The organism is Desulfobotulus pelophilus, from assembly GCF_026155325.1.
In the GTDB taxonomy this organism is placed as follows: domain Bacteria; phylum Desulfobacterota; class Desulfobacteria; order Desulfobacterales; family ASO4-4; genus Desulfobotulus; species Desulfobotulus pelophilus.
On the sequence record NZ_JAPFPW010000011.1, the window covers coordinates 50,028 to 73,934 of the forward strand.

The following is a 23,907-nucleotide window of genomic DNA, read 5'->3' on the forward strand; positions in this document are numbered from 1 at the left end:
TTCTGTTCACTCATTTTCCATAAATAAAGCTTCCGATGTAGCACTGTTCTTCCTTAAGTGTTGTATTGTTTCATATTCTGACGAATAGAAACATTGCCGGGCTATTTCCAATGAGTCAAAACCAATGATGACAGACCGCTCCGGTCTTTTTCCGGAAAGAGCCGGTATTTTATTGTTTCTGACAAAATACTCCCCCTTGGTTTTTGGGATGATTTTCACAAGCTATCGGATATACTTATCATGCATTCGACAAAGCATCGGCTGTTTCAGATCTGATCACAATGATCAGGTATTTTTATCTGCGTCGAGTGGAAAATGTGCTTTTTGGTATTACGACAAATACTACTTTTTTCATATTCGATGTCCCTTGAATGCTCTGTCAACAATGGGATTGATATAAAAATCAGGCAATTTTAATTGTACTATTGCCTTTCTGCAAAAATCCAACGGCTCAGACTCTTCCCCGGCATACACATTTTTTACAGTCTCATCCAATGCTTTCAGATAGCGCTCACCTTCATCCAGAAACATTTCGACGTCTTTCGGTTTGGTAATCGCCGGTGTCCAGGAAGTCAGCAAGATTTCATAGTCCCTGCGTGTTCTTATGCAATCCAAAGAGTTCACAAGATCATGAAAGTTGTCATAATTAGGAATATCATTTTTTACAGGGATGGAATCGGCGGTGAATAAAATTCTGTCCTCAAGGAATAGAATATTTACGGAACCTCTGGAATGACCAGGCGAATGAATGATTTTCATAGTGATATTCTCATCTGCTTGTATTTCTAAGTCATGTTCTAAAAAAGCATCGATTTTGACAGGCTGGTCCACCAGTTGGTAAAAGCCCGGAACAGGGCGCTCTTTATTTTGGATTTCAATATTCTCGATCCAGTTCTTTTCACTTTCGTGCGCCAGAATTTGGCATCGGGTCGTATTTTTAATCTGAGCGGCAGATCCTATGTGATCTGGATGTGAATGGGATAAAATTACTGTTCCGATATCCGAAATATCCCTGCCGTTTTCTTTAATATAGTTGAATATTTTGAGTAAGCTGCTTTTTGTACCCGTATCTATCAGGGTTATTTTTTTCCCAAAAATGATGATACAGTTTACAAATCTATCGATTTTTTCATTTGGATTCAGGCTTATCTGAAAATCCAGTCGCAGCAGATGTATCTTCCCCGTAAGTTTCATGAGGCTAACCTTTTTTCGTTATCTGTTTTGCATATATTGGGGTACGGGATCGGGGGGATCTTCTGAAGGCGAAAGATGGTCGGTGCGTAGCACGCCAGCTATCAAAATACTGCAAAGATCAAAATCTACTCGACATGATATCCTGTATTCCCGTTTTCATATTTTGTACCCTACGCCTATGGTGGGAAAAAAACAGTTACAGTTTTTTCTTTTTTTAAGGGGTACAGCTTGGGGTGAATGGAAAGTATCGGACGCCAATTGTTGCCGGTGCTCGGCAGTCAGGCAGTTTTGCCAACGCATTCAGCCACCGGCATAAAGAAGAAAAAGGGTTCGAACCCGAAACGATAGCCGCTCTTAACAGAGCGAAAGAAACCTGTAGCCCGGAACCTTCAGTAGGCATCAGAATCCATGTCACCGGAAGCGTGATTTTTTTAAGCCGCCTCCAGGTAAGACTTTTTCATGATATGGTTTTGCTTTTTGCCGGGAGTACGTATCACCGTAAGCTCAGGCTGCCAGTTTCTTGTATCGGAAGTCCGTCTTTCCGTTCGGACAGTCCTGGCTTTCTGATAGACCTCATGACGTTTCTTGAGAATATCCAGATGCCTGCCATAGTGCCGGCCATCCGGTGTCACAAAAAGAATACGGCCGCGAAGGTTCTTTGTATTATACCAGACCACAAATTCATCCACCCACTCATGGGCCTGCGGTAAAGAAAAAAACGGCTTGAAAGGATAGACAGGACGATATTTTATGGTTCTGAAAAGGGTTTCTGGGTAGGAATTATACATGCTCACACCCGGCCTTGAAAAAGATGGAACCTTACCGGGTTTCTGCAATGTGGCCAGCATGGTAGCTCCTTTCACAGGACCAGCATTATTTGCATGCAAAACCAGACTGTCAGGACGGATACCGTGAAGCATACAGCTCACACAAGTTTTGAGCTAAGAACATGCACTCATTCTCATGAACCCTTGCAGCAATGGTTTGTATGCTGGATTTTTTAACAGATACGAATAAGACCGAAACCCTCTCGATAAAGCATCCGCTGTTTCAGATATGATCACACCGATCAGATATTTTTATCTGCGTCGAGTGGGAAATGAACTTTTTAATAACTCTTTGATGGACTCGTAAAATTTCTTGCTTCAGATTTTCAGTAATAACAAGATCAGCCTGTGTAGCCCTGAAAAATGGCGTTTGTGGATTTTTTGCGAGACTACAATTGTAATGTCATATGTTTATATTTCTGATGGAGGTCGGGTGAATGAAGCGGATAATCAGAAATTCTTTAATTGTTACAGCATCATGTATGGTTTTGTGGTTTCCGGGTGTTTTTTTTGGACTTTCCATGGTGTTGACGCACATGGTGCCGGACAGATTGTCTCATTTTCTGGGCCGGATCGTGAGCATTGAGCAGATCCGTGTGAATCCTTTTACCCTTTCTGTAACGGTGCGGAAATTTGAGATCAGGGAAAAAGACGGGAGAGACTCCTTTGTTTCTTTTGATCGTTTTTATGTTAATGCGGAAATTCTTTCTTTGATTCAGCGTGGCCTGATTTTAAAGGCTGTGGAACTGGATAAACCCGAAATTTATCTGACTCGTTTTTCGGATATGACATTTAATTTTTCAGATATTCTTGCGGGCATTCAAAGTGCTGCACCGGCGGATGCAGAAGTTGACAAAACAGGTTCTGAATACCCACCCAGCTCCTTTCACTTTACCGTGCAGGATATTCGAATTGTGGATGGACGTATTGAATACAGAGATCTTCCTGCGGACAAGACGCATCGATTTGATCCCATTAACTGGCACTTGCCCCTGATTTCCAATACAGAGCACCACAGGGATATTTTTTCAGAGCCTGCCCTACGCTTTGCTCTGGATGGCGCCCAGATCTTTGTTAATGTGTGGACAAAGCCCTTTAAAGACACCATGGAAACGTTTGTGGAACTTGGAGTGTCCGGTCTGTCCCTTCCCATGTATGCGTCATATCTTCCAGAGGATCAGGTGAGTTTTATGCTTGAAAAAGGCACTCTGGATCTTACGGGCCAAGTGTCCTTTCGTATGGAGGAAAACCCGGTAGTGGAGGTGCAGGGGGATCTGATTCTTTCGGATATACATGTGATGGATAAGGCAGGTGAAGATATTTTTATGCTGCCCCGGCTGGAGTTGAGTCTTAACCCATCTCCAGTTCTCGAAAACCGTCTGCACATTGATACGCTTTTGATTCAGTCCCCCGGTCTTTTTGTTCAGCGCAGGGAAGATGGCAGCATCAGCCTGAATGATCTGATACCGGCTCCGGTTGATGCAGCTGATACATCCATTTCGGAAAAGATGGTTGCAGAAGATGAAAAAAATAAGGAAATCAGTGATGAAAGTGGCTTTTGGGTGGAGGTGGACAACTTTATTCTGGATGATGGCAGACTGCAATTCATGGATTTTGCAGTGCAGGCCGGAGGCAGTAACCCCACCCAGTTTTCTGTGCTAACGGATATTTATCCCCTGCAACTTGAGATATCTCCTTTTACCACGGTTCCTGACCATGCTTCTGTTTTTGATTTCAGTGCAGGTCTGAATGGGTCGGCCCAGCTTGCCATAAAAGGAGAGGTGCAGCTGACTCCCCTTTCCCTTGCAAGCGATCTTGTTTTGTCGGATTTTGCCCTTATCTGGCTGCAGCCTTATCTGCCTGAGAATATCCAGCTGGTGATCCGTGACGGAATGGCTTCTGCCGGAGCCAGTATTGCCTTTGCCATGGAGGAAAACAGTGGTTTTTCCCTTTCCCTTGAGTCTGATACGGCAATACTTGCCTTTAGCTCTGAGGATGCTCTGGAAGGAAATTCTTTTCTGGGCTGGGATGCTTTGACTGTTCAGGGTATCCGGGTGGATATGCATCCATTGCGTGTGGATGTGGATGAAATCGCCTTCAAAGGTATGTATGCCAGCCTTGCAGTGCTGGAAGACGGTGGCATGAACCTTGATAATATTTTCATCAGGGAGGAACAGGAGGAAGACGCTGCCGTAAAAAAAGAAAAAGCCGATGAATCAGGCGGCCCTGTTTTTCTCCGCATCGGTGCCTTTGTAATGGATGATTCAGATTTCCGTTTTACAGACCGCCGTGTACTGCCCCATTACGATACCCGTCTGAACCTTGGGAATCTTCGCATTGCGGGCCTGACCTCCGAGGATTTCAGGGCTGCGGATGTTCATGCGAAGGGGCTGATTGACGGGTATGCTCCTTTGAAAATTACCGGCTCCATGAATCCTTTGAGTGAAAATCTTTTTGTGAATCTGGATTTCAGCCTTGGCAATCTGGAGATGGTGCCCTTTTCTCCGTATACGGGAAAATTTATAGGAAGGGCCATTGAGAAGGGCAAGTTACATCTTGATGTGAAATATCATATAGAAAATCAAAGGATTACAGCAGATAATCATCTTCTTTTAGATCAGTTCACCCTTGGCAGAAGGGTGCCAGGTCCCGACGCCATGAACCTGCCTGTGGGACTTGCCATCTCCCTTCTCAAGGACAGGCATGGCAAAATAGAAATTGACCTGCCCGTCTCAGGGAGAACCGATGATCCGGAATTTGCCTGGGGAAAGCTTGTACTGAGAACCCTTCAGAATCTCATTGTGCGGGCGGCAGCTTCACCGTTTTCTCTGGTGGCATCTCTGGTGGGCGGTGGCGAGGAAATGCAGTTCATTGAATTTGAACCCGGAACTGCGGATCTGGATGAGACAGCCCATGGCAAACTTCTGTCCATCCGGACCCTTCTTTATGAAAGACCGGGCCTGAGGATGGAGATTTTAGGATACGCAGATGAAAAAAATGATACCCGTGCCCTGGCGAAACAGAATCTGGAGAGAAGAATCCGGATGCGTGCATCCGCAGAGGGTGTGATTTCTGATAAAGGTGATATGAATGCTGAAACAAGACATGATTATCTGAAGATACTGTATCAGGATGCCATGGCTGCCCGAGGGGATGAAAGTCCCGAAGCCAGTAAAGATGCGGAGCTGTCCGTTGAAGAAATGGAAGAGGTTTTGCTGGAGGGGTGGGATATCCGGACGGCTGATCTTTACCGCCTTGCCATGGAAAGGGCCGGTGCCGTCAGAGCCTATATCCTTGATGACGAGAGAATTGACGCGCAGCGGGTTTTTTTCAGGGAATCTTCCCAACCCCTGAAAACAGGCGATGATTTCGTAAGGGCCGGTCGGGTGGAGCTGGGGCTGCAGTAGGGCTTTACAGAATTATCATGCAGGTTTCAGTGGGTCTGACGTGAGAGCTCATCAATTATCATACGATGCACATGAAGGGCTGTCTGCGGATCGCTGGATTCCATTCTGCGGAGGGCTGTGGAAGTTAAAAAGGACAGATGCGCATCGGTTTCCGCCACATAGGAGAGCGGACTGATCCATGAATCATAGGCTGCGAACTCGGCAAAGAAGGTGCCGGGTTCCAGTGCCCGCAGCGCCGTGTGTTTCCCTTCTGCTGTGACTTCATATTCCCTGATCAGTCCTTCTTTGACAAAAACCATGGATTTCACCGGGTACCCGGATCTGAATATGACTGACCGGGCTTCAAATTTTTTATGGTCCATAAAAGGATTCATTTTTTCCATTAATGCTTCCACCTTTTCCTGACGGGCAAGGTGGGCAAGCAGATCGTCGGCAACGGCATCAAAAAGGGATTCTTTTATACTGTCCCCGTAAAGGTTGTTCAGGTTGGCATTCATTTCAATCTCTTCGAGAATTCTGTCTTCACTCCATTCCAGTGCCTTGTTTCTATTTTCAAAAAACTTACTATTTTTTTCTGTTTTGTTGTCTGTACCATGGAGGATCAGTTCTTTGAAACGGGGAGATACTCCGGAAAAAAGTACTGCAATTCCGGAACCGTCGATTTTTTGGAAAAGCCGTAAAAAACTGTTGATGGCAGAAATATCAAAACCTGTTACCCCTTCAAAACTGATGAGAACAAAACGGGTATCCTGATTTTCTGTTTTTTTCATTATGGCAGTGGTCAGCGTACTGACGGAACCGAAAAAAAGGTATCCTGTAAGATGAAAGATCTGCACTCTGTGTCCGTTTTGGATCAGCATACGTCTGTGGGGTAAAGACCTTTGTTTTGTACTTTGTTCTTTTTCAAGGCTTTGGGATTGCGCCAGAGCAGGGATGCGGCTGAAGCGGACTACAAAAAGTACAAGGCTTGCAAGAAGGCCGAAGAGAACACCTTCCAGATATCCAAAGATCCCTATAATGGCAAAGACGAAAAGGATAACGCTATAGTCTGCAAGGGGCATGCGGCTGCGTGTATCCACAATAAAATCAGAAATAAAGGAAATTCCCAGTAGCAGAAGAAACCCGCCTAAAAGACCTTTGGGAAAGACGGAAAGAATCTGTCCCCCAAAAAAGAGAGCGCATGTCAGCAGAAGGGCCGCAGTGATGCCGACAAGGCGGGTGTATGCTCCGGTTTTAAAACCCAGCATGGAAAGGCTGATGGAATTGTAACCAGCAGGAGCACCGGCAAAGGCTGCCAGTATATTACCGCTGCCGTTGACCACCAGTTCCCGGTTGATATCCAGGTCCTGCCGGGAAGCCAGTTCAATCCCATTGGAGTTAAGCAGAAGACCGATCATGGCAATGAAAGGAATAATGGCAAGGGTGGGCATTTGCCCTGCAATGGCAGACCAGTCAACCTTGTAGATGTCTGTGTAACTGAAGGCCGGCCAGAGGCTTGTGGTGGAAAAGTCAGCAAAAAAAAGGCCTTTTTCTCTGGCCATATCCATATGGATACCGGATATGGGTAAAAATGCGTGATAAAGAAAAAGTACCACCAGCATGGACCCCGGAAGGATCATGAAATGGGACCAGCGCTTCATGCAGAAAAAGAGAAGAAAAGCATACAAGGTACCCGGCACCCAGAGTATAATGTTTTCTTTGTCCAATAGAAAATGCAATGAATCCTTTGTTATGGAAATACCGGTCATGACTTCCAGGCTGCCATGGGTGAGAAGCCATCCGGTGCCTGCCAGAAAACCTGCCACAACCGGATAGGGCATGAAGCGCAGGAGTTCGGCAAAGCGCAGCTTTGCGGCCAGAATAAAGACAAGGCCCGTAGCCAGACTGGAGAGCATCAGTCCGGCTACTATGGTGATAAAAACCGTATCCGGGTCCGTCATTACCATGGAAGCGGCCATGCCTGCTGCGGCACCTGCGTAAATGGCCGTTGGCGCATCCTGAGGGAAGTTGATGCTGGATCTGAATCCACCGAAAAGTGTTGTGATACCAAGCAGAAGAACGGCACCCGTCAGGGTAAGTCCCATGGCCCGCTGGGCGTGTATCTGCAGCGGGCCTGCAAAGATCATGGCTGCAAATGAAACCTGAATAATCAGGCCCATGAGACCTATAATAAGACCTGCACTCAGGCCGGGAAAAGCCTTTGATGAAGACAGATCTGTGATCAGCTCCTGAAAAAGAGAGGGTAAGGGAGAATTCGGCAAGGTTGTATTCCGATTTTGATTGTTATTGTAAGTAACTGGCAACGTTACACTCAACCCCTGAGCCGTGTCAATTACTTGTTTTTCAGGCATATGCATGAAAGGAGGATCAATATTATGCTTCAGTTGTTTGAGGCGAAAAATATTGGAAAAAGACCTGAGCAGCAGGGGGAGTCTGGAAATGGGGCAGGATTTTTGTGTATGGTATGGAGGAGGGAAGGGGAAAACACCCCCGGATTTCCATCAGAAACCTGGATATACTAAGCGTAGCCGCCCTGTTCAGGGCGGAAAAAAACTCGTCCAGAAGCAGGAGCTTTCGTTTTCGCAGCAGGGCGCGGGCCAGTGCCACCCGCTGTTTCTCGTTGCCGGAGATTTCATGGGGACAGGGAGATACCAGCCCTTGAAGCGCGAAGTGATCCATGAGTTCCCGGCAACGGTGTTTTTTTTTTGCGTTATGGCCGCTTTTCCGTTGAACCATGAAATATCATAAAGACGGCTTCGGTAAAGGCCTGTCAGCTCATTGAGCCTGTATTGATCCGATGCGCTCAGGTCTTGGGTTTCTGCAAGGTAAGGTTTCGCCACATCCGGCCCTTTGAAAAGCCGTGTCCAGCGGATGAAAGCTTCGCGATCCGACCAGGCAAGGGCACGATCCTTAAGGACGAAGTCGGTGTTCTGTGGTCGTGTTTGTGGTCGAGTTCAATGAGAAACCGAAAGCAACACCCCAACCATACAGCCTCCCGACCCCCCTTTCTCCGTTACTGGAGACGGAGTTTTTCCTGTATTATCGGAAGGTAGAGGAGAAGGCGAAAGAGCTACGGCCAGCCCCCATGAAAATCCAACGGCCCCATTCATGGATCTGTCTGCGTCGTTAGGACCTCCATCTTCAATTTCCAAGAAAAGACAGGAGTTCCCTTCAACAAGTCCATCACTGTACAGGTCAGCAGCAGGAGCCGGACATAGCCCCGCTGCTGTCACAGGCGCTGACCGTATCCGGTTCCTGCTGTCTTCAACAAATGTTTGCCATCCGTTCTGCACATCATATATTCTTAAGATACTGCCCTTTTGAATTCGATTATCCCTGGATAAGGGGATGATCATAAAAGCACTTTGCCCTGCACTACTGAAATCTGTGATCTCAAAATCGAAGACCGGACCATGGTGTTGCATGCCCCGGTCTTCGGGATAAAGGGCTGGGCTTCCTGAAGGTCCTCCATAAAGGACAATATCCTCCATGGCTATCTGAATCCCCTGTTTTCCTGCGGCAGAGGCCACGGCTCCCGGCCGGATACGCAGCCCCGGAACCGTTTCCGCATGGAGATTTGCATCAGCGGCAAGGCGCACCCGGTGGGGATAGGCATGCTCCGGGTCGAGATAATCGGGTATCCTGTTTTCAGAAAAATCCAGAAGACCGCAGCCATCTCCAGGAGCACCGGGGTCAGGGCAGACATCCAGTATCCTGAAACGTATCCCTGCATGGGACGCAATACCAAGGGAGGCATTGGATACACGGAGGCTTACGTCATAAAGACCCGGCGGAAAAACGGTTGGGTCCAGAATCCATTCCGAGCCATCCCCAGAATCATGAAAAAGGCGTCCATCAGCCCCCAAAAAGGTCCATTCGTAGATAAATTCGTCTGACAGGCCATTGCGAACCACATGAGAACTGATTTTTCCTGGTCCCTGTCCCTGCACAAGGGCTGTAACGGGCATGGACACATCCGGCTGAAGCAGAGAAAGGCGGATGAGGGGCGGCTGGGGGTTGGGGGTAAAGGTAAGGGCATGCCTTAATGATATGCTTTTTTGCGCATGGACAGGATCTCCAAGCACAAAATCCACATCCAGAACAGAAGAGACCTCGCCGGGTGCCTCAAAAACAAGGGCTGCGATCTGCGTTGCGTCCTGTTCCTGCTGGGGTTCATCAAAAACAATTTCCCCCTTTCTCAGATTCTCAGGGAGTATCCACGCGGCTCCTTCCGTTTCAAAGGGAACCCGGACAGGATAGCTGGGAGCCCTGCCGTCCATGAAAATACGTACGGAAACAGCCCCACCGGCACCCGCCGTCTGGGCTTTGGAAACAAAGCCGACCCTTGGATACACAAAAATATCCAGCATGTCCTTTCTGGAAAGATCCTGAACCTCTATCCTGTACAACCCGGTTTTCAATATATCCAGCTCATACCTTCCGATAGAAGTTTGCCTGAATATGCCATCCTGTGACAAGACCGATCCATTAAGGCGAATCTGCAAAATTTCCGGAGCAACCCCTCCGGATATGGAGAAAGCAACTCTGTCACCAAGGTCTGCCCGGATGGTTTGCGCAGGATTCCCATCCTTATCCATTATTGAAAATGAAGAAAGAGCAAAGCTTGCACTGACGCTGATACTGGCTTTTACATTGAGGTCTCGGCGGGGATTTTCCTTTGAGCCATCACTCCAGCCCACAAAAATATAGCCGCTGTCGGCAAGGGCTGTTACAAAATTACCCTGCCCTCCCTCCCTGACGGTTTGCATATCAGGACCGAAAATCGTACCATTGGCTCCGGCTTGGTAACGCAATGTATAGGTCTGGACGGGTAAGGCTTTAAAGACTGCAACGACCGTGCAGTCTTGGCTGATGGGGCCCGTGGCATAGGTATTGCCGGAAAGGCTACCATTGCAGCCACCAACACTCTCAATCGCGTAACCGCTGTTCGCAGAAACAGCAAAGCTTGCGGTCTGCCCGTGCTCCACACTGCGGGTGTCGGGCTGAATTTTTCCGCCTGCACCGGATCGGGCATCCACGGTATGGACCTGCGGCCTGAAAGCAGCCTCCACAGTGCAGTCTGCCCTTACCGGCCCTGTGGTGTAGGTAGTTCCGAGAAGAACACCATTGCAGCCCCTTACCTGATCAATAATATACCCCGAAGGTGGAAACAGGGTAAAAGACGTGGTATTGCCCTGAATAACAGGACTGCTGGCAGGCCGTATGGCATCCGTGAAACCGGATACGGTACTTACGGTAAAGGTTTCAATGGGTCTTCCGATGGCAAGAATTCCATCCCTACCGGCCTTCGTGGGAGAACTGCCCGGAGTGTTACCTCGCCAGCGGTACGTGTGTACTCCCCCGACAGGGGTGGAAAAAACCATTTTCCCGATACCGACACCGCTTGGCCTGCCTTTGGAATTCGGCAGTGCCCGATAGTTAAAAATCGCAGCATAGTCCCCCTCTCTGTTACGCGTATCACTGCCATGGGGCGATGAGGTGGCATCGGCAATATACACCTCATAGCTGTCATCAGAGATTCTCCTGGGTGTTGAGTAAATAATCATGACATGACCCGTATTTCCGGTGACATCGCCATCCGTATCTTTATAGGCAATAAGATCACCCGGAAGGGCATCCCGGATATGCCCAACCGAACTCCAGTATCGGCTTTCTGCACCGTCACGGATAGCTATGATACGATCATAGTAATCCTTTGCCCGGGGCCTTACAGGGGCTCCCGTGCGACTGCTTTTGGGAAAATCATTGAAATAGGGCGAGGGACGTTCCGGATCAGGGGTGGAAGTATCCAGCCTCTCCAGAATTTTTCCAACCCAATATGAGCAGTCAACATGGAATTTTCCTTGATTATCGAACACATATTTGTCGTTTCTGTAGAATGTTTCCGTTACACGACCCAGCAGGGCATCGTGGGCCTTAATGAGTTTTTCTCCCATGGTCACAGGATTTTCACCAGTGCCGTCAAAAGCTTCTGCTTTGCGATTCAGAAAAATAGCCAAAAGACACAGGATGATGACCATGGAAATACAGTTTTTAACTATTTTCATTTTTTTTTCCTGGCTTTAAAAAAAGCGATATGGAAAGGGCCACCCTGGGGACCCATAAAACCATAAATTACGATTATGAATTTCAGATATAACCAGAGAAATCCCACACTCTCTGAAAGGGTTAAAACCACCACAAAACCAATAGGGTTCTAATTATAAAGGAAAATAATATGGGCCGATTAAAAGATACACTTCACCACACATCAGAAACTGCCCAACAGACAGCTCAAAAAGGCCCTATCCATTTCTTCGGTTTCTGATTCAGGTTGAAAAAGATCCTTATGAGCACCGCTTACCAACAAGGACCTATAGCAAATGACATACCAGCACCCTAAAAACAGCGAATGCGCTGCTTCTTAGTTTTTACCAACAAAGCAAAACTTTCTTCCATAATCATTGTTGACAAAAAATGCCAAATAATGGCACTTTTGAGCAAAACAAAGCACGATACAGGCACTGGCCATTCACCGATACACCATGTCAATGGTGATTCCATCACGCAGTATGTGTTGTTTTTCTTATTCTGTTTGTGGTCTTTGTGTAATGGCCTAATTTAAAAGTATAAAATTTTAAAATTTTAGGTTTTTTATATGGAAACGGCCCTTGGTTTAGCGTGTGGGATGATTGTATAAGTATTTAAATCCACTAAAAAATAGTTTTTTTGATTGCGGCACCTAAGACCCCAAATTAATACAATAATGATTTGGATTGTGTGGTATGAAAAACAAGATTGCTAACTTTAGTTCACAGGAGTTTTTTTCATAAAAATGAGGCATCCCAGTATTCGAAATTATTAGGACTTTTTTTCTTGTCATTTACTCAAAAAAATATTTCAGAAGAGGTCTAAGTGGTTGTCACAGAGAAAGGCCCTGCGGACACAGCGGCAGGCACAGTGACCATGGGGTGCTTTCAACGTTGCTGAGGGCAGAACGGGGGGGCATGGTGCCCATCTTGTGGGAATAGGATCTTGTTTTTAAATGGAAAGATAGGGGGGGGAGCAAGGATGCCTTGGGTGTCCTGTGGTGGGCATCCTGCGGTGGGCAATCAGGCCGCATCACAAAACACTTCAGACCCGGCACCCCGCATACAGCGCAGACCTCTGAGTTTGCAGTGCATTCTTAAAACTTCCGGATCTCCCACGGCGGTGCCGAACTGCTCTAAAAGGGTATCCATGGAAGATACAAAAACGGTAGCATCCAGCCCTAAGCGTTTGAGAAGGGGAGGGGCCTTCCGGTAGATATTTCCCCGTTTTTTGCGCGTAAGCTGTCTTCCTGTCCAGTCCACAAGCTCTGCATATTCATGGAATCCGAAGGGAATGGCAAAGGCCATATCCGTCAGATCATCAAAGGGGGCAAGGGAAGCCCTCGGTTTTTCCTGCTGAGTATTCGGGGATGCATCCCGTGGTGTGACGGAACAGGCATCCGCATCCTTTGCCTTAAGGGCATCCAGCCTTTCCTTAATGGACGTAAAATCTGAAGTTTCAGGGGTTTCGGCCATACCCGCACGGACAGGGTTGAGATCCACATAGGCCATGGCTGCCAGAATGGCCTTTTCATCGAGAAGGGCCTGACTTTTGAAACGTCCCTCCCAGAACCTGCCGGAAATGCCTTCCTCCTGATTGGCTTTTCTTGCGATGGATTCATTGAGCATCCGCATGAACCACGAAACATCATACAGGCGGCTTCGGTAGAGGCCTGCCAGCTCATCAAGCCTGAGCTGATCCGATGCGCTCAGGTCTTCGGTTTCTGAAAGGTAACGTCTCACCACATCCGGTCCCTTGAAAAGCCGTTTCCAGCGGGTGAAGACTTCACGATCCGATAAGGCAAGGGCACGATCCTCATCCACACGCAGCACGATGTGGTAATGGTTGCTCATGACCGCATAGGCCGCCACATCAATGGAAAAGATGGCCGAAAGCTCCATGATGCGCTCCGCTATCCAGCCCCGGCGGTGGTCAAAGTCCATGCCGGACTGTTTGTCCTTGCCACAGAGAAAAGCCCTGCGGACACAGCGGCAGACGCAGTGATACCATGGGGTGCTTTCAAGACTGATGAGGGTGGATCGGGGGTAGGTCATGGGGGCACTCCTGTAAAGATAGAATTTTGTTTTTAAAGGGAAAGATAGGGGGTTTTGGAATGGGGGTCAAGGACAAAGTGGGTGTCCTGTGAGTTGCTGTTCTGTGTAATTGCTGTGTAGTTGGCCGCATAGGCAGCCACGTCGTTACCTTTCCCTTCCTTCACGAATAATATCAACGATTTCCTTCGTGGAAATTTTAGCTTTAATGGTTGGAATGTCCAAAGGGGAATCAGAAATATTTTCAGGAATTAAAGCAAATGTGCGACCATCTTTTCTCCGAATGAGGACTTTACCGGAAGTTTCAGCCTGATCGAGAACAATCGCAAGCTTTTGTCTTGCTTCTGAATATGTGTAAATTTGCATTTTATGCCTCCAGTGTTGAGATTTTTAGACTTTTGGCAACGGCACACAACTTTGAGTCCAATGTCAGTAAGGGTGCTTTCTGTCTTAAGGCACAATCCAGAAAATAGGCATCATAGGCATAGATATTGGTTTTTTGAGATATTGTTACGGCATTTGCAAAATCGGTTTCAATATACCGAATCGGAATTTTTTTAAAAATATCAAGCCCTTTTTCGGCCTCTGCAAGACTCACTCGCTTTTTTTTAAACATTGCCGAAAAGGCATTTCCAATTTCCCAAGGAATAGAACCTGGGCCAATGAGGGTATTTCCTCTTGTTAATTCAATAATTTTTTTTCGTTCAGGTTCATCTACTATGACTGCTATTATTGCTGAAGTATCGATTACGATCTCCATTATCAGCTCCAAAATATAAGATTTTTGACAATTGTACAATTCTGATATGAGTTGTCAAGTGCAGAAGTGGAAGGTTCAATGCATGGGATGACTTTTAAAGGTTAGGGTGGGAACAAAGACCAAGTGGGAAGACCAAGTGGGTGTCCTGTGGTTTGGTTGAGGCGCTTGTTATAGGCTAAATAGCAAATCACCATAACCTGACAAAATAGATCCAATACCAACAAATAGGAATGTAAGCACTACAGATATATTCACTAAAACTTTAAATTTTCTTTGCATGTATATTTCACAAGTGAGCTGTGCTGGATGTATAACACTTGCAAGTTTATTTATTTTTACAATAAAAAGTGCCTCCCCAAGTACAGCTAGGAATGGAATAATGGATCCAACGCGTTGGATTAATTTTCCAATAGGCTCGTTAATAAAGTCAAACGCTATGAAAAAGCCGATAGTAATTGACGAAAACAATATAAAAAAACACCAGAACCTGAAATAAATCAACACTTTATCGGTATTTTCATCGACCCACTTTTGAGTATCATGAGGTAGCTCCTTATAAATCTCTGTTAGTGGACGTTTATAGTCATCTTCTATAGTCGCCAATTACAAATTTCCTTAATCGTAAATGAAACCCTGATTAGCCCTATAACGGGGCGGGGGTATACGCCGCCCCGATGGCGCGAAGCGTCCGCGCCATCGCCGCGCTCTGCGGCAAATTTGTAGCGCAGCGGAAAATTTGTCCGACAGCAGCGCCTTGTTAGGGGATCTAAACACCATTTCTTGCTGACTTAATATCAAGGAGATTAATTTTATCAATCTTGCTCTTATGAATTACAATTGTTAGCTTCGCCGGGTACTTGAACCGCATTTCACTAATGCGGAATGTCCACAACATTATTTTTAAAAGATCTTCATCGCTTATAGTTTTATGCCCTTGAATTCGAGTAATCCCAGAACCAAAAATCGGCGTGGCTACGCTCTGCTGACCATATACATTGTTGACCTTGTCCCAAAAATTAATTAGGAATTCAAGGTACTCAGGCATAGTGAGCACCGCTTTATTGTTGTTATCGAACTTCGTAAAAGCAGCCAAAAGAAAATCTTTATATACGCAAATAGAGCCTATCTGATATCGCAACTTTTTACCCACGACTCGCCCGGCGTTGCAATCGAGCTTTTCACTTTCATCGAAGGGATAGTTATCAATATGGCTATCAAGTTCTGAAACTTGATCTCCAAAATATTTTTTTACAAAAATTCCGTTCAGCGAATTTTCAGAAATTATTTTGTTATCTACGATTGTGTCAAAGTACTCATTGAAAGAAATGGCCTTGAATCCGGATTCGGAAAAAATGTCGCCTACCTTTATCGTTACCTCGCTTCCTTCAATATTGATATCAATTTTATTGAGATTGTTAGACCAAATCCAAATTGCTAAATAAATTAGAACCAACAGCCCGACAAATATCCACCCATAGGTACTTTTGCAATTTGTTGGAATATCGACAAACAATACAAATAAAGAAAGTGTTGCGCTTATGGCAGAGGTGATCTTGAGAAAATTCTCAATCACCCTCCTGTCAATAAAACTAACCTTTGTCATACTTCGTACCAGTAGTAATCTGGACTCGTTTTGGTGGCAACCATAAAATCGCTATTATTCAGTGCAGCCTCAATGATGTCCTTCTTGTTGGGTATGTGAAGTGTCGGAACCTTACTCATTGAATCTCTAAAAATAGGCAAGTTACCCCATAGACTTTTCACAGACTGTTTCAGTGAACCATTAAGCAACAGGCTTTCCTTAGAGTCATATTCTGGATATACAACAATAACAGGCAGCCCTTGATTATTTATTCCGTAGTTAATTTCTTCTCGTAGAGCTCTTGAGCTTACTGTGTTTGAGCTAAGAAAAAGTACAATATTTTTGGAGTTCCTAAGGCGCTCTTGAAGTCTTGGCTTTAGTGTTTTTTCCCAATCACTGCCGTCACGGACGTTGTACGTCTTATCATGTGAATCATTAAAAGGAAATGATGCTTCTTTTCCTTTCCATGCCCGTAACATGTTGTAATAGCAGAAATCTTTTGTTGCATGTGCGCCGAGAGCGCTTGCATTGAAAGGTTCTGCAACGTAAAAGGCAGCGTAATTGCCGTTTCTATATGCCATTTTTTTCTCCAAAAGTTATATTTCCGGTAGCGAGGCTTGGCCCCTAACAGTGCAATAAGTGGAAATTTTCCATGTTATCCGTCCCTATATCCGGAAAGTTTTCCACTTATTCTGATATTAAAGGCTAAAACATGGAAATCCCTGCTTAGCCCTCGTCCGTTTATCAAAAAAAGCCTGATTTTCCATGTATCCTGCTATCAAACCCCAAAACATGGAAAAAAGGCTAAAATACCGTCCCCATCATCTTCAAACTGCAAGTTTCCACGGCCAGACTTTTTCTCCCCATCCCCACAGCCAAAACGATCTTTTCCCCATATCCTACCCCTCCACCCATGACAAGCTTTTATTTCTTATCCCCCCATCTTCTCCCATCAAAGACGCTCTCCCCCCATGCTTCCCCGTCATAAACCGCACTGGGGCCAGTCCGTGGATCTCCGGCTCCATGGGCTGAAAGCTCAAGGGATCGCGGAGCTGGCCGTGGCAGTGGATGCCGGATTCGTGGGTAAATACCCTATTACCCGTCACGGGCTTGTCCGGTGGGAGAGGGCAGCCCGTAAGCCCTGCCACATGGCGGGAGAGGGGCCGCAGAGCTTTCGTGTTCACGCCATGGGGGATTTTTTTGAGGGTCAGGGCCATGACCAGCTCCTCAAGCCTTGCATTTCCTGCCCGTTCGCCAAGGCCGTTCACCGTGAGAGACACGGCATTGGCTCCGCTTTCAAGGGCGGTGAGGGCATTGGCTGTGGCCATGCCCAGATCGTTGTGGCCGTGGAATTCCAGATCAAAGGGAGATTTTTTCTTTAAGCTTTCAACGAGCCGGGAAATTTCGAGGGGGCTTGCCACACCCACGGTGTCGGAAATGCGGATGCGGCGGATGGGAAAACCTTTCAACATTTCAAGAAGATCCAGCATGTCTTCCACGGGGGTGCGGGTGGCATCCTGAAAGCCAAGGCTCACTCCCTCAAAGCGGCTGAGGGCAAGGGGCAGAAGGGTTTCAAGGCGGGTTTCAAGGATGGCCTTATCCCAGCCCAGCACCCGGAGCTGACGGGTGGAGACGGGAAAGGCCATGTGAATTCGTTTCATGCCGCAGGCTTCGGCGGCTTCCAGATCCTTTTCATGGAGTCGGCACCAGCCAAAGATGCGCTCCTTTGAAAGATGTTTTGCGATGTGGCGGAGATACCGGGCTTCTTCGCCTCCCATGACGGGAATGCCCGCCTCGATCTCATCCACCCCCGCATCCAGCAGCATGGATGCAAGGCGGATTTTTTCCGCCATGGAAAAGGCCAGCCCCGGTGTCTGCTCGCCGTCCCGTAAGGTGGTGTCGATGATGAGGGGCCGGAAAAGGGCAGGGCGGTCTTGTTCCATGGGCTCATCCTTTCAAAAAGAACTCCCGTTTCAGGCCGTAAGGCAGTGCCTGTCGGGTCAGCTCTGCCTCATCGGAATGGGATGGCGCAGGGCCACAAGCTGGGTGGCCTGCCATCCCGTATGGTGATAAAAAACAAGGGCCTGGGTGTTGCTGCGATCGGCAAGGAGCTGGATGCGGGTCATGGCCTGATCCCGGCACCAGCGAACGGCCTCCTGAATCAGCGCCGTGCCGATGCCCCGGCCCCGAAGCCCCTCCTTTACCACCAGATCCTCCAGAAGCCCCACCTCTCCGCCTTCTGCGGTGGAGATGAGGCCTTGCACCGTCACCATGCCGATGACCCGGTTTTCCTGTCTGGCCGTGAGCACAAGGGCATTTTTTTCACGGATCAGGGTGGAAAGGCCTGCGGCCTGTTTGGCGGCATCGGGTGTAAAATCCGCTTCCAGGGTAAAGAGACCCGCCAGCAGCTCCACCATGGCGGGGATGTCCGCATCAAGGGCTTTTTCAATGCAGAAGGCGGGCCTTTTGGATGTCATGGGGCCTGCCCCAGCGCAAGTTCCTGACAGATGGCCCCTTCCTCCATGGCATCGAGAATGGCATCCACCGAAGATTCCGACTCCACGCCGCCGTACCAGATATTCTGTGGATAGACCACCAATACCGGACCTTTTTCGCATTGTTTGAGGCAGCCCGTGCTGACCACCTGGGCATCCAGCCCCCGGTCGAGGATTTCTTCTTCTATATAAGGTAAGAGGCTGGCAGCGCCTTTTTTGTGGCAGACCCCCTGGGGGTCGCCGGAAAAGCGGAAGCTGGCGCATACAAGGATGGTGTGCTGGGGAAGGGCCATGGGAGTTCTCCTTTGAAGTTTGTTTGAAAAAAGTGGATTTTTAGTAACTGTTACGCATGTTTGATTTCAAATCTTTATCGCGTAAATGCTTCTGCATTGAATCGTGGTCTGGGGTGATCCAGAGTCCTTTTGCCCTCAGCCCCTCGCTTCGAGAGCCTCAGCGACCGAGCAGAGAGAGGGGAGAAGAGCAGGCACAGGGGCCTGCCCCTACAAGACCATTCATGCCCCGCATCCCCCTGCGCCAGCGCCGGAACAGGCCTTGATGCTGCGGGTTTTGAGATGCATCAGAGATGCCCCGGAAAAGGCGGGGGTCAGGGCGGTCTCGATGAGTCCCTCCACTTCGGCCACATCCACGCCGGACTGGAGCAGCACGGTTTTTGGGCGCTCTCCAATGCCACTCACAAGGAGCATGCGGCAGTCGGACAGAAGGGCGGTCATCTCTTCCCACCGGGATTCGCCGCCGCCCTTGGGCGGTGTGACCCGGGTATCCACCAGTTCAAAGTCTCCGTCCTTTTCCCGGAAAATCAGAAGACTATCCGCCTCGCCGAGATGCTGATTCACGAGAATCCCTTCTCTGCTGGCCACGGCGATGAAGGGCCGTTTGGGGCTGAGGATGCGGCAGGAATCTTCATCTGCTGGAATGTGGCTGTCCGGCACTTTGGGCATGGCCTCGCAGGCTTTGAGTTTGGCCATGAGACTGGGACTTTCCTGTTCCCCAAGGCAGCCCACGGCATCGGCCCGGCAGCGGGTGCAGTGGGTCATCTGGGGCAGATGGATGGCCGATGCTGCCCGGACTCTTTGCACAAGATCCTTTCCCGGCTCTTCCATATGGCCAAAGGCCGAGCCGGGGTTGGGGTAGTAGGGAATGCAGTTGAAGATGTCTGCGCCAAGGGAAGCTGCGGTGCGGGCCACTTCAGGAATGTGGTCTTCGTTTATGCCGGGAATGAGGATGCTGTTTACCTTCACGCTTATGCCATGGGCTTTGAGTTGAATCAGGGCTTCGCTTTGTTTTTCAAGGAGAATCTCGGAGCCTTCCATGGCCTGACGCACCCGTTTACCATGGCGGACCCAGGCATAGATGCGGCTTGCGATCTCAGGATCCACGGCGTTCATGGTCAGGGTCACATGGCTGACCTTAAGATCCGCCAGCTCTTCGATGTAAGGCCCGACGCCAAGGCCGTTGGTGGCAAGGCAGAGCAGAATGTCCGGATACTGCTGGCGCACAAGGCGCAGGGTTTCCATGGTTTCATCGGCATTGGCAAAGGGATCGCCGGGGCCTGCGATGCCCACCACGGAGATGTTCTTTTTTTCCGCAAACACATGGTCGAGATAGACCAGCGCCTGATAGGGCGAAAGGATACCGCTGGCCACTCCGGGGCGGCTTTCGTTGACGCAGTCGAATTTGCGGTCGCAGAAACGGCACTGGATGTTGCAGCGTGGAGCTACGGGCAGATGCACCCGTCCATGGGTTTTTCGTGCGGCCTTGTTGAAGCAGGGATGCTTATCAAAGATGGATGACATGGGAGCCTCCTTGGTTTTTTAGATGATCTGCCTAGATGCCCGTTTTCTGTATCCGGGGCAGACCCTGTTTTGATCTTTTTGAGGGAGAGCAATTATTCAGCAAATTTCCCATCTCCCTCTGGTGTAGGGGCAGGCCCCTGTGCCTGCCCTGGTTTTGGGCAACCACGGGGGGGTGCCCCTGCATGAAAACCCATGGTTAATTCAGGTTTTGTCTTCATAGATAGGAAAACCCCACCCCCGTTGCCTCCTGTCGCACTTCGAGAATGCCGTTGCAGATGCGCTCAAAAAGCTCCCGTGCGCCGCCATAGCCCAGTATGCGGATGGAGGGGCCGCCCACCCGGTCGTGGACGGGAAAACCCACACGGATAAGGGGCGTTCTGGTTTTTCTCGCCATGGCGTAGCCCTTGCTGGAACCCATGAAAAAGTCCGGCGGATTTTCTTCGGCAAGCTTTTCCAGGGTGGCGTAATCGGCACCTTCCACCACCTTCATTCCCGTCTGTTCATCTTCAGAAAGAAGACTTTCCAGGGATTTTTTCAATTGACCGGAGCGGCTTCCCGATGCAGCCACAAGGGTTTTTACGCCGATTTCCGCAAGAAAGGGTACAAGGCCTGCCACCAGATCCTCATCCCCGAAGACCATGGCCTTGAGACCGGATACTATTTTGTGACTGTCCACATAGGCGTCTATGAGCCGGGAGCGTTCTTCCAGCAGCATTTTGGGAATGGCCTGTCCGCTGAGATCCTGAAGAAGGGCAAGGAAGCGGTCCGTGGCCCGGATGCCCACGGGAAGCCCCTGAAAATGCGGCGCAAGACCGGATTTTCTGCCAAGGATTGTTAAGGGCGAGATCTCCCGCAAGGCGGATGCGGCCCCCAGATGCAGGCCCGCTTTCGCCTCGATCATGTTCTGCAAACTCTCTAGCGATACACCGCCACGGGGCAGGGTCTCGTATTCCTCCCATTTGCCGCCATCGAGGGTCTCTGAACTGTCCGGTACAAGACAGGGGAAAAGGCCCATGAGACCCACAAGATCCTTGAGATGGCGCTGATCCGCAGGGGAGAGTGCGGCGGTAAAAAGGGGCAGAAGCTCTTCCCGCTTTCCGGCCATGTTCGAAGGGCCTTCCGGAAGAAGCTGATCCACGAGGGCGGAAAGGCTTTTCCAGTAGCCTTCCTCATGGCTGCCGCTGTAACTGGGGGTAGAGGCAAAGATGAGGGGCGGATAGTCCGGGTTGGCTTTCCGGATTTCCTTCAGCATCATGGGCACATCGTCACCAATGGTTTCTGAAAGGCAGGTGGAGGCAATGCCAATGATTTTAGGTCTGTACTGGCGCAGGATGTTGTTGATGGCCATGCGCAGGTTGGCCCCGCCGCCGAAGATGGCCGTGTCTTCATGAAAATTGGAGGAGGCGATGTCCACGGGTTCTTTGAAATGGCTGATCATGTAGCGCCGGATGTAGGTGGCGCAGCCCTGGGAACCGTGGAGCAGGGGAACGCAGCCTTCCACACCCTTGAAGGCCAGGGCCGCCCCAAGGGGGGCGCAGAGGCTGCATGCGTTTTCCGTGACGGGTTTCATGATTTCTTCGGAATGGAACATGGTGCCTCCTTAAAATCCCTTTGTGTACCTGTGATATTTTTTGCTGTATCTTTCCTTTGTGCCTAAGGCGACAATGACTGCTTTGTAAGGAGAGTACAGAAATGAATTTCCGGTTTTTTTCTAAGCCCGCGTTTGGTGATGAAGATCTGGTTTGCCACTGTTTTGCCTATACCCGAAGACATATTGAAGAGGAGTATGCCCTCCATGGACGATCCCTCATTTACGAAAAAATTCTCCGGGAAAAACAATCCGGCGGGTGCGACTGCGCCAGTAAAAATCCCTTAGGCCGGTGATGCCTGCCGGACATCCGCCAGGTGGTGGAGAATTTTTCAGAAAAAAAGAAATCCTGATGCCCCTTTGTCAGCGGTCAAAAAACCGGAACACGGGGCTGGTCACGGTGGCGTGTACCTCCCGTGCGAAGTTGACCATGCCCTCAAAGCCCGCCAGCGGGATTTTCCGTTCGTGGTTGTGGTCGCAGAAGCCAAGACCAAGCTTGAAGGCAATGGGTCTTTCCTTCACACCACCGATGAAAAGATCCGCTCCCTTTTCCATGACGCAGGCGGAAAGCTCCAGAGGATTGGCATCATCTACAATGAGGGTGCCGGGCTTGCAGATCCGGGCAAGTTCCTCGTATTCGTCCCCGGCCCCCGTCTGGGTGCCTGCCATGACCACCTCCATGCCCAAAGCATCCAGCGCCCGGATCAGGGAAAAGGCCTTAAAGGCCCCGCCCACATAGAGGGCAGCCTTTTTGCCCTGAAGATCCGTTTTATAGCGCTGAATCTCCGGCAGGATGGCCCGGATTTCCTCCCGCACCAGATCCTTGGTACGCTCCATGAGATCCCTGTCCTCAAAAAAGGAAGCCACATCGTAAAGGGCTTTGGCCACATCCTCGATGCCGAAATAGGATACCCGGATGAAGGGGATGCCAAAGGCCTTTTCCATGTCTTTGGCAAGGCCGGTCATGGAGCCGGAGCACTGCACCACATTGAGCTTTGCCTCCGGTGCCTTCATGATTTCCTCCACCCGGCTGTCTCCGGTCATGACGGAAACCACATCTATGCCCATGCGGCGGTAATATTCCTTGATGATCCAGGCTTCGCCGCCAATGTTGAATTCCCCCAGAATATTGATGGAAAGGGGGCGGGATGCGGGCAGAGCCTTTTGATCGAAGAGGGAGAAGAGGGCGGTGCAGGCGGCCTTGTACCCGTCCTTTTTGGTGCCCTTGAAACCTTCGGAATGCACGGGCCGCACGGGAATCCCCTTTTTTGCCTCCACCTTCCGGCAGACGGCCTCCACGTCGTCGCCAATGATGCCGATGATGCAGGTGCTGTACACAAAGGCGGCCTTGGGTGCGTATTTTTCAATGAGATGGAGGAGGGCGGCCTCCAGCTTTTTTTCGCCTCCGAAGATCACGTCCTTTTCCTTAAGGTCGGTGGAAAAGCTTAAGCGGTGCAGCTCAGGCCCGGAAGAGAGGGCACCCCGGATGTCCCAGGTGTAGGCGGCACAACCGATGGGGCCGTGGACAATATGCAGGGCATCGGCAATGGGGTAGAGCACCACCCTGGAGCCGCAGAAGACGCAGGCCCGCTGGCTGACGGAACCTGCAAGGCTTTTGGTGTCGCAGCTCATGGTGCAGGGAGCCTCACCCGTTTTATGGATGGCGTTTTTTCTCTGTTCCAGTATGGAAAAACCTTGGTTCGGCATAAGTCCCCCTTTGCTGTAAAGCCCTTTAATATGGGCTGCGGATGTTCAGTTTATGGCACACAGGCCATTTTATCGGCCCGGTTCCTGAATAAGACAGCCGGGCTGTTTGTGAGTGATGTATTTCGAAAGGGTTTCAGCGGCCCTTTTGCCCTCACCCCGGCACTCAGACTAACAAGCTTCAGCAAATGGAACAGATCCGGTTTGTAGCCTGTGTGCCGGGCAAGGCCCCGGCCCTTCTCCCAGTGGGCTGGGCTTTACCCACAATTTTTATCAAGCCTGTTGAGTTGCAAAAATGTAGTTTTGAGGGTGTCTAAATGCTCTTTTTCCCTCTCTTTCCTTCATGACCTTAAAGTCCTTAAGGTCATTAAGGTCCTTAACGACAATACTAACGA

General features: G+C 49.2%; 21 protein-coding genes. 2 read left to right on the forward strand and 19 right to left on the reverse strand.

The genetic code is table 11. From position 1 onward, the window contains the following. Positions 1-6: 6 nt before the first annotated feature. The 3 genes from OOT00_RS16460 to OOT00_RS10290 all read right to left on the reverse strand — a co-directional run bounded on the left by OOT00_RS16460 (position 7) and on the right by OOT00_RS10290 (position 2,042). Entirely contained in the window at positions 7-219 is a 213-nt protein-coding gene (locus tag OOT00_RS16460) for a DUF1330 domain-containing protein (RefSeq protein WP_368407591.1), read from the reverse strand. 132 nt (positions 220-351) lie between these two features. Next, complete coding sequence (locus OOT00_RS10285) at positions 352-1,194, reverse strand: MBL fold metallo-hydrolase (RefSeq protein ID WP_265425293.1); 843 nt, start codon at positions 1,192-1,194, stop codon at positions 352-354. 431 nt (positions 1,195-1,625) lie between these two features. Beyond that, a complete protein-coding gene (locus tag OOT00_RS10290; RefSeq protein WP_265425294.1) occupies positions 1,626-2,042 on the reverse strand; it encodes an integrase core domain-containing protein in 417 nt (138 codons plus the stop codon). Positions 2,043-2,458: 416 nt separating this feature from the next. Here OOT00_RS10290 and OOT00_RS10295 point away from each other — a divergent pair, with 416 nt between their 5' ends. After that, the gene (locus OOT00_RS10295) at positions 2,459-5,428 is read left to right on the forward strand and encodes a DUF748 domain-containing protein (protein WP_438266397.1); all 2,970 of its coding nucleotides are present in this window, start codon (positions 2,459-2,461) and stop codon (positions 5,426-5,428) included. A gap of 26 nt (positions 5,429-5,454) precedes the next feature. Here OOT00_RS10295 and OOT00_RS10300 read toward each other — a convergent pair whose 3' ends face one another. From OOT00_RS10300 to OOT00_RS10365, 15 genes are all read right to left on the reverse strand, one after another. After that, the gene (locus tag OOT00_RS10300) at positions 5,455-7,689 is read right to left on the reverse strand and encodes a SulP family inorganic anion transporter (RefSeq protein WP_265425296.1); all 2,235 of its coding nucleotides are present in this window, start codon (positions 7,687-7,689) and stop codon (positions 5,455-5,457) included. A gap of 112 nt (positions 7,690-7,801) precedes the next feature. Further along, a complete protein-coding gene (locus OOT00_RS16250; RefSeq protein ID WP_368407592.1) occupies positions 7,802-8,083 on the reverse strand; it encodes an ATP-binding cassette domain-containing protein in 282 nt (93 codons plus the stop codon). Then, positions 7,966-8,268, reverse strand: coding sequence for a hypothetical protein (locus OOT00_RS16465; protein WP_368407593.1), 303 nt, complete (start codon positions 8,266-8,268; stop codon positions 7,966-7,968). The genes OOT00_RS16250 and OOT00_RS16465 overlap by 118 nt, the downstream gene beginning before the upstream one ends. A gap of 114 nt (positions 8,269-8,382) precedes the next feature. Further along, positions 8,383-11,496 (reverse strand): InlB B-repeat-containing protein, encoded by a 3,114-nt coding sequence (locus OOT00_RS10310; RefSeq protein WP_265425297.1) that lies wholly within the window; start codon positions 11,494-11,496, stop codon positions 8,383-8,385. A 1,044-nt stretch (positions 11,497-12,540) separates the two neighbouring features. After that, a complete protein-coding gene (locus OOT00_RS10315; protein ID WP_265425298.1) occupies positions 12,541-13,572 on the reverse strand; it encodes a transposase in 1,032 nt (343 codons plus the stop codon). Positions 13,573-13,716: 144 nt separating this feature from the next. Further along, a complete protein-coding gene (locus OOT00_RS10320) occupies positions 13,717-13,935 on the reverse strand; it encodes a type II toxin-antitoxin system Phd/YefM family antitoxin (protein WP_139450992.1) in 219 nt (72 codons plus the stop codon). Position 13,936: 1 nt separating this feature from the next. Next, on the reverse strand, positions 13,937-14,329 hold the full coding sequence (locus OOT00_RS10325) for a type II toxin-antitoxin system VapC family toxin (RefSeq protein WP_265425299.1): 393 nt from the start codon (positions 14,327-14,329) through the stop codon (positions 13,937-13,939). Between the two features lie 168 nt (positions 14,330-14,497). Continuing rightward, positions 14,498-14,932 (reverse strand): hypothetical protein, encoded by a 435-nt coding sequence (locus tag OOT00_RS10330; RefSeq protein WP_265425300.1) that lies wholly within the window; start codon positions 14,930-14,932, stop codon positions 14,498-14,500. Positions 14,933-15,095: 163 nt separating this feature from the next. Beyond that, on the reverse strand, positions 15,096-15,932 hold the full coding sequence (locus OOT00_RS10335; RefSeq protein WP_265425301.1) for a macro domain-containing protein: 837 nt from the start codon (positions 15,930-15,932) through the stop codon (positions 15,096-15,098). After that, positions 15,929-16,492: a TIR domain-containing protein gene (locus OOT00_RS10340; RefSeq protein ID WP_265425302.1), complete on the reverse strand. Its 564-nt coding sequence runs from the start codon at positions 16,490-16,492 to the stop codon at positions 15,929-15,931. The genes OOT00_RS10335 and OOT00_RS10340 overlap by 4 nt, the downstream gene beginning before the upstream one ends. 318 nt (positions 16,493-16,810) lie before the next feature. After that, positions 16,811-17,854: a hydroxymethylglutaryl-CoA lyase-like TIM-barrel protein gene (locus OOT00_RS10345; protein ID WP_265425303.1), complete on the reverse strand. Its 1,044-nt coding sequence runs from the start codon at positions 17,852-17,854 to the stop codon at positions 16,811-16,813. Between the two features lie 57 nt (positions 17,855-17,911). Beyond that, a complete protein-coding gene (locus OOT00_RS10350; RefSeq protein WP_265425304.1) occupies positions 17,912-18,388 on the reverse strand; it encodes a GNAT family N-acetyltransferase in 477 nt (158 codons plus the stop codon). After that, a complete protein-coding gene (locus OOT00_RS10355) occupies positions 18,385-18,699 on the reverse strand; it encodes a (2Fe-2S) ferredoxin domain-containing protein (protein WP_265425305.1) in 315 nt (104 codons plus the stop codon). The genes OOT00_RS10350 and OOT00_RS10355 overlap by 4 nt, the downstream gene beginning before the upstream one ends. 219 nt (positions 18,700-18,918) lie before the next feature. Next, a complete protein-coding gene (nifB, locus tag OOT00_RS10360) occupies positions 18,919-20,220 on the reverse strand; it encodes a nitrogenase cofactor biosynthesis protein NifB (RefSeq protein WP_265425306.1) in 1,302 nt (433 codons plus the stop codon). A 214-nt stretch (positions 20,221-20,434) separates the two neighbouring features. Next, a complete protein-coding gene (locus OOT00_RS10365) occupies positions 20,435-21,811 on the reverse strand; it encodes a nitrogenase component 1 (protein ID WP_265425307.1) in 1,377 nt (458 codons plus the stop codon). Positions 21,812-21,912: 101 nt separating this feature from the next. Between OOT00_RS10365 and OOT00_RS10370 the strand changes: the two genes are divergently transcribed. Further along, complete coding sequence (locus OOT00_RS10370) at positions 21,913-22,104, forward strand: bacterioferritin-associated ferredoxin (RefSeq protein WP_265425308.1); 192 nt, start codon at positions 21,913-21,915, stop codon at positions 22,102-22,104. 67 nt (positions 22,105-22,171) lie between these two features. Here OOT00_RS10370 and nifE read toward each other — a convergent pair whose 3' ends face one another. Beyond that, entirely contained in the window at positions 22,172-23,515 is a 1,344-nt protein-coding gene (gene nifE, locus OOT00_RS10375; RefSeq protein ID WP_265425309.1) for a nitrogenase iron-molybdenum cofactor biosynthesis protein NifE, read from the reverse strand. Positions 23,516-23,907: the final 392 nt, after the last annotated feature.

Bases quoted from the DNA above. Each gene is read 5' to 3' on its own strand.
- OOT00_RS10345 (WP_265425303.1), bottom strand. From the start codon at position 17,854: ATGGAACAAGACCGCCCTGCCCTTTTCCGGCCCCTCATCATCGACACC.
- nifE (WP_265425309.1), bottom strand. From the start codon at position 23,515: ATGCCGAACCAAGGTTTTTCCATACTGGAACAGAGAAAAAACGCCATC.
- OOT00_RS10310 (WP_265425297.1), bottom strand. From the start codon at position 11,496: ATGAAAATAGTTAAAAACTGTATTTCCATGGTCATCATCCTGTGTCTT.
- OOT00_RS10350 (WP_265425304.1), bottom strand. From the start codon at position 18,388: ATGACATCCAAAAGGCCCGCCTTCTGCATTGAAAAAGCCCTTGATGCG.
- OOT00_RS10290 (WP_265425294.1), bottom strand. From the start codon at position 2,042: ATGCTGGCCACATTGCAGAAACCCGGTAAGGTTCCATCTTTTTCAAGG.
- nifB (WP_265425306.1), bottom strand. From the start codon at position 20,220: ATGTCATCCATCTTTGATAAGCATCCCTGCTTCAACAAGGCCGCACGA.
- OOT00_RS10285 (WP_265425293.1), bottom strand. From the start codon at position 1,194: ATGAAACTTACGGGGAAGATACATCTGCTGCGACTGGATTTTCAGATA.
- OOT00_RS10370 (WP_265425308.1), top strand. From the start codon at position 21,913: ATGAATTTCCGGTTTTTTTCTAAGCCCGCGTTTGGTGATGAAGATCTG.
- OOT00_RS10365 (WP_265425307.1), bottom strand. From the start codon at position 21,811: ATGTTCCATTCCGAAGAAATCATGAAACCCGTCACGGAAAACGCATGC.
- OOT00_RS10325 (WP_265425299.1), bottom strand. From the start codon at position 14,329: ATGGAGATCGTAATCGATACTTCAGCAATAATAGCAGTCATAGTAGAT.
- OOT00_RS10340 (WP_265425302.1), bottom strand. From the start codon at position 16,492: ATGGCATATAGAAACGGCAATTACGCTGCCTTTTACGTTGCAGAACCT.
- OOT00_RS10315 (WP_265425298.1), bottom strand. From the start codon at position 13,572: ATGACCTACCCCCGATCCACCCTCATCAGTCTTGAAAGCACCCCATGG.
- OOT00_RS10355 (WP_265425305.1), bottom strand. From the start codon at position 18,699: ATGGCCCTTCCCCAGCACACCATCCTTGTATGCGCCAGCTTCCGCTTT.
- OOT00_RS10320 (WP_139450992.1), bottom strand. From the start codon at position 13,935: ATGCAAATTTACACATATTCAGAAGCAAGACAAAAGCTTGCGATTGTT.
- OOT00_RS10295 (WP_438266397.1), top strand. From the start codon at position 2,459: ATGAAGCGGATAATCAGAAATTCTTTAATTGTTACAGCATCATGTATG.
- OOT00_RS10335 (WP_265425301.1), bottom strand. From the start codon at position 15,932: ATGACAAAGGTTAGTTTTATTGACAGGAGGGTGATTGAGAATTTTCTC.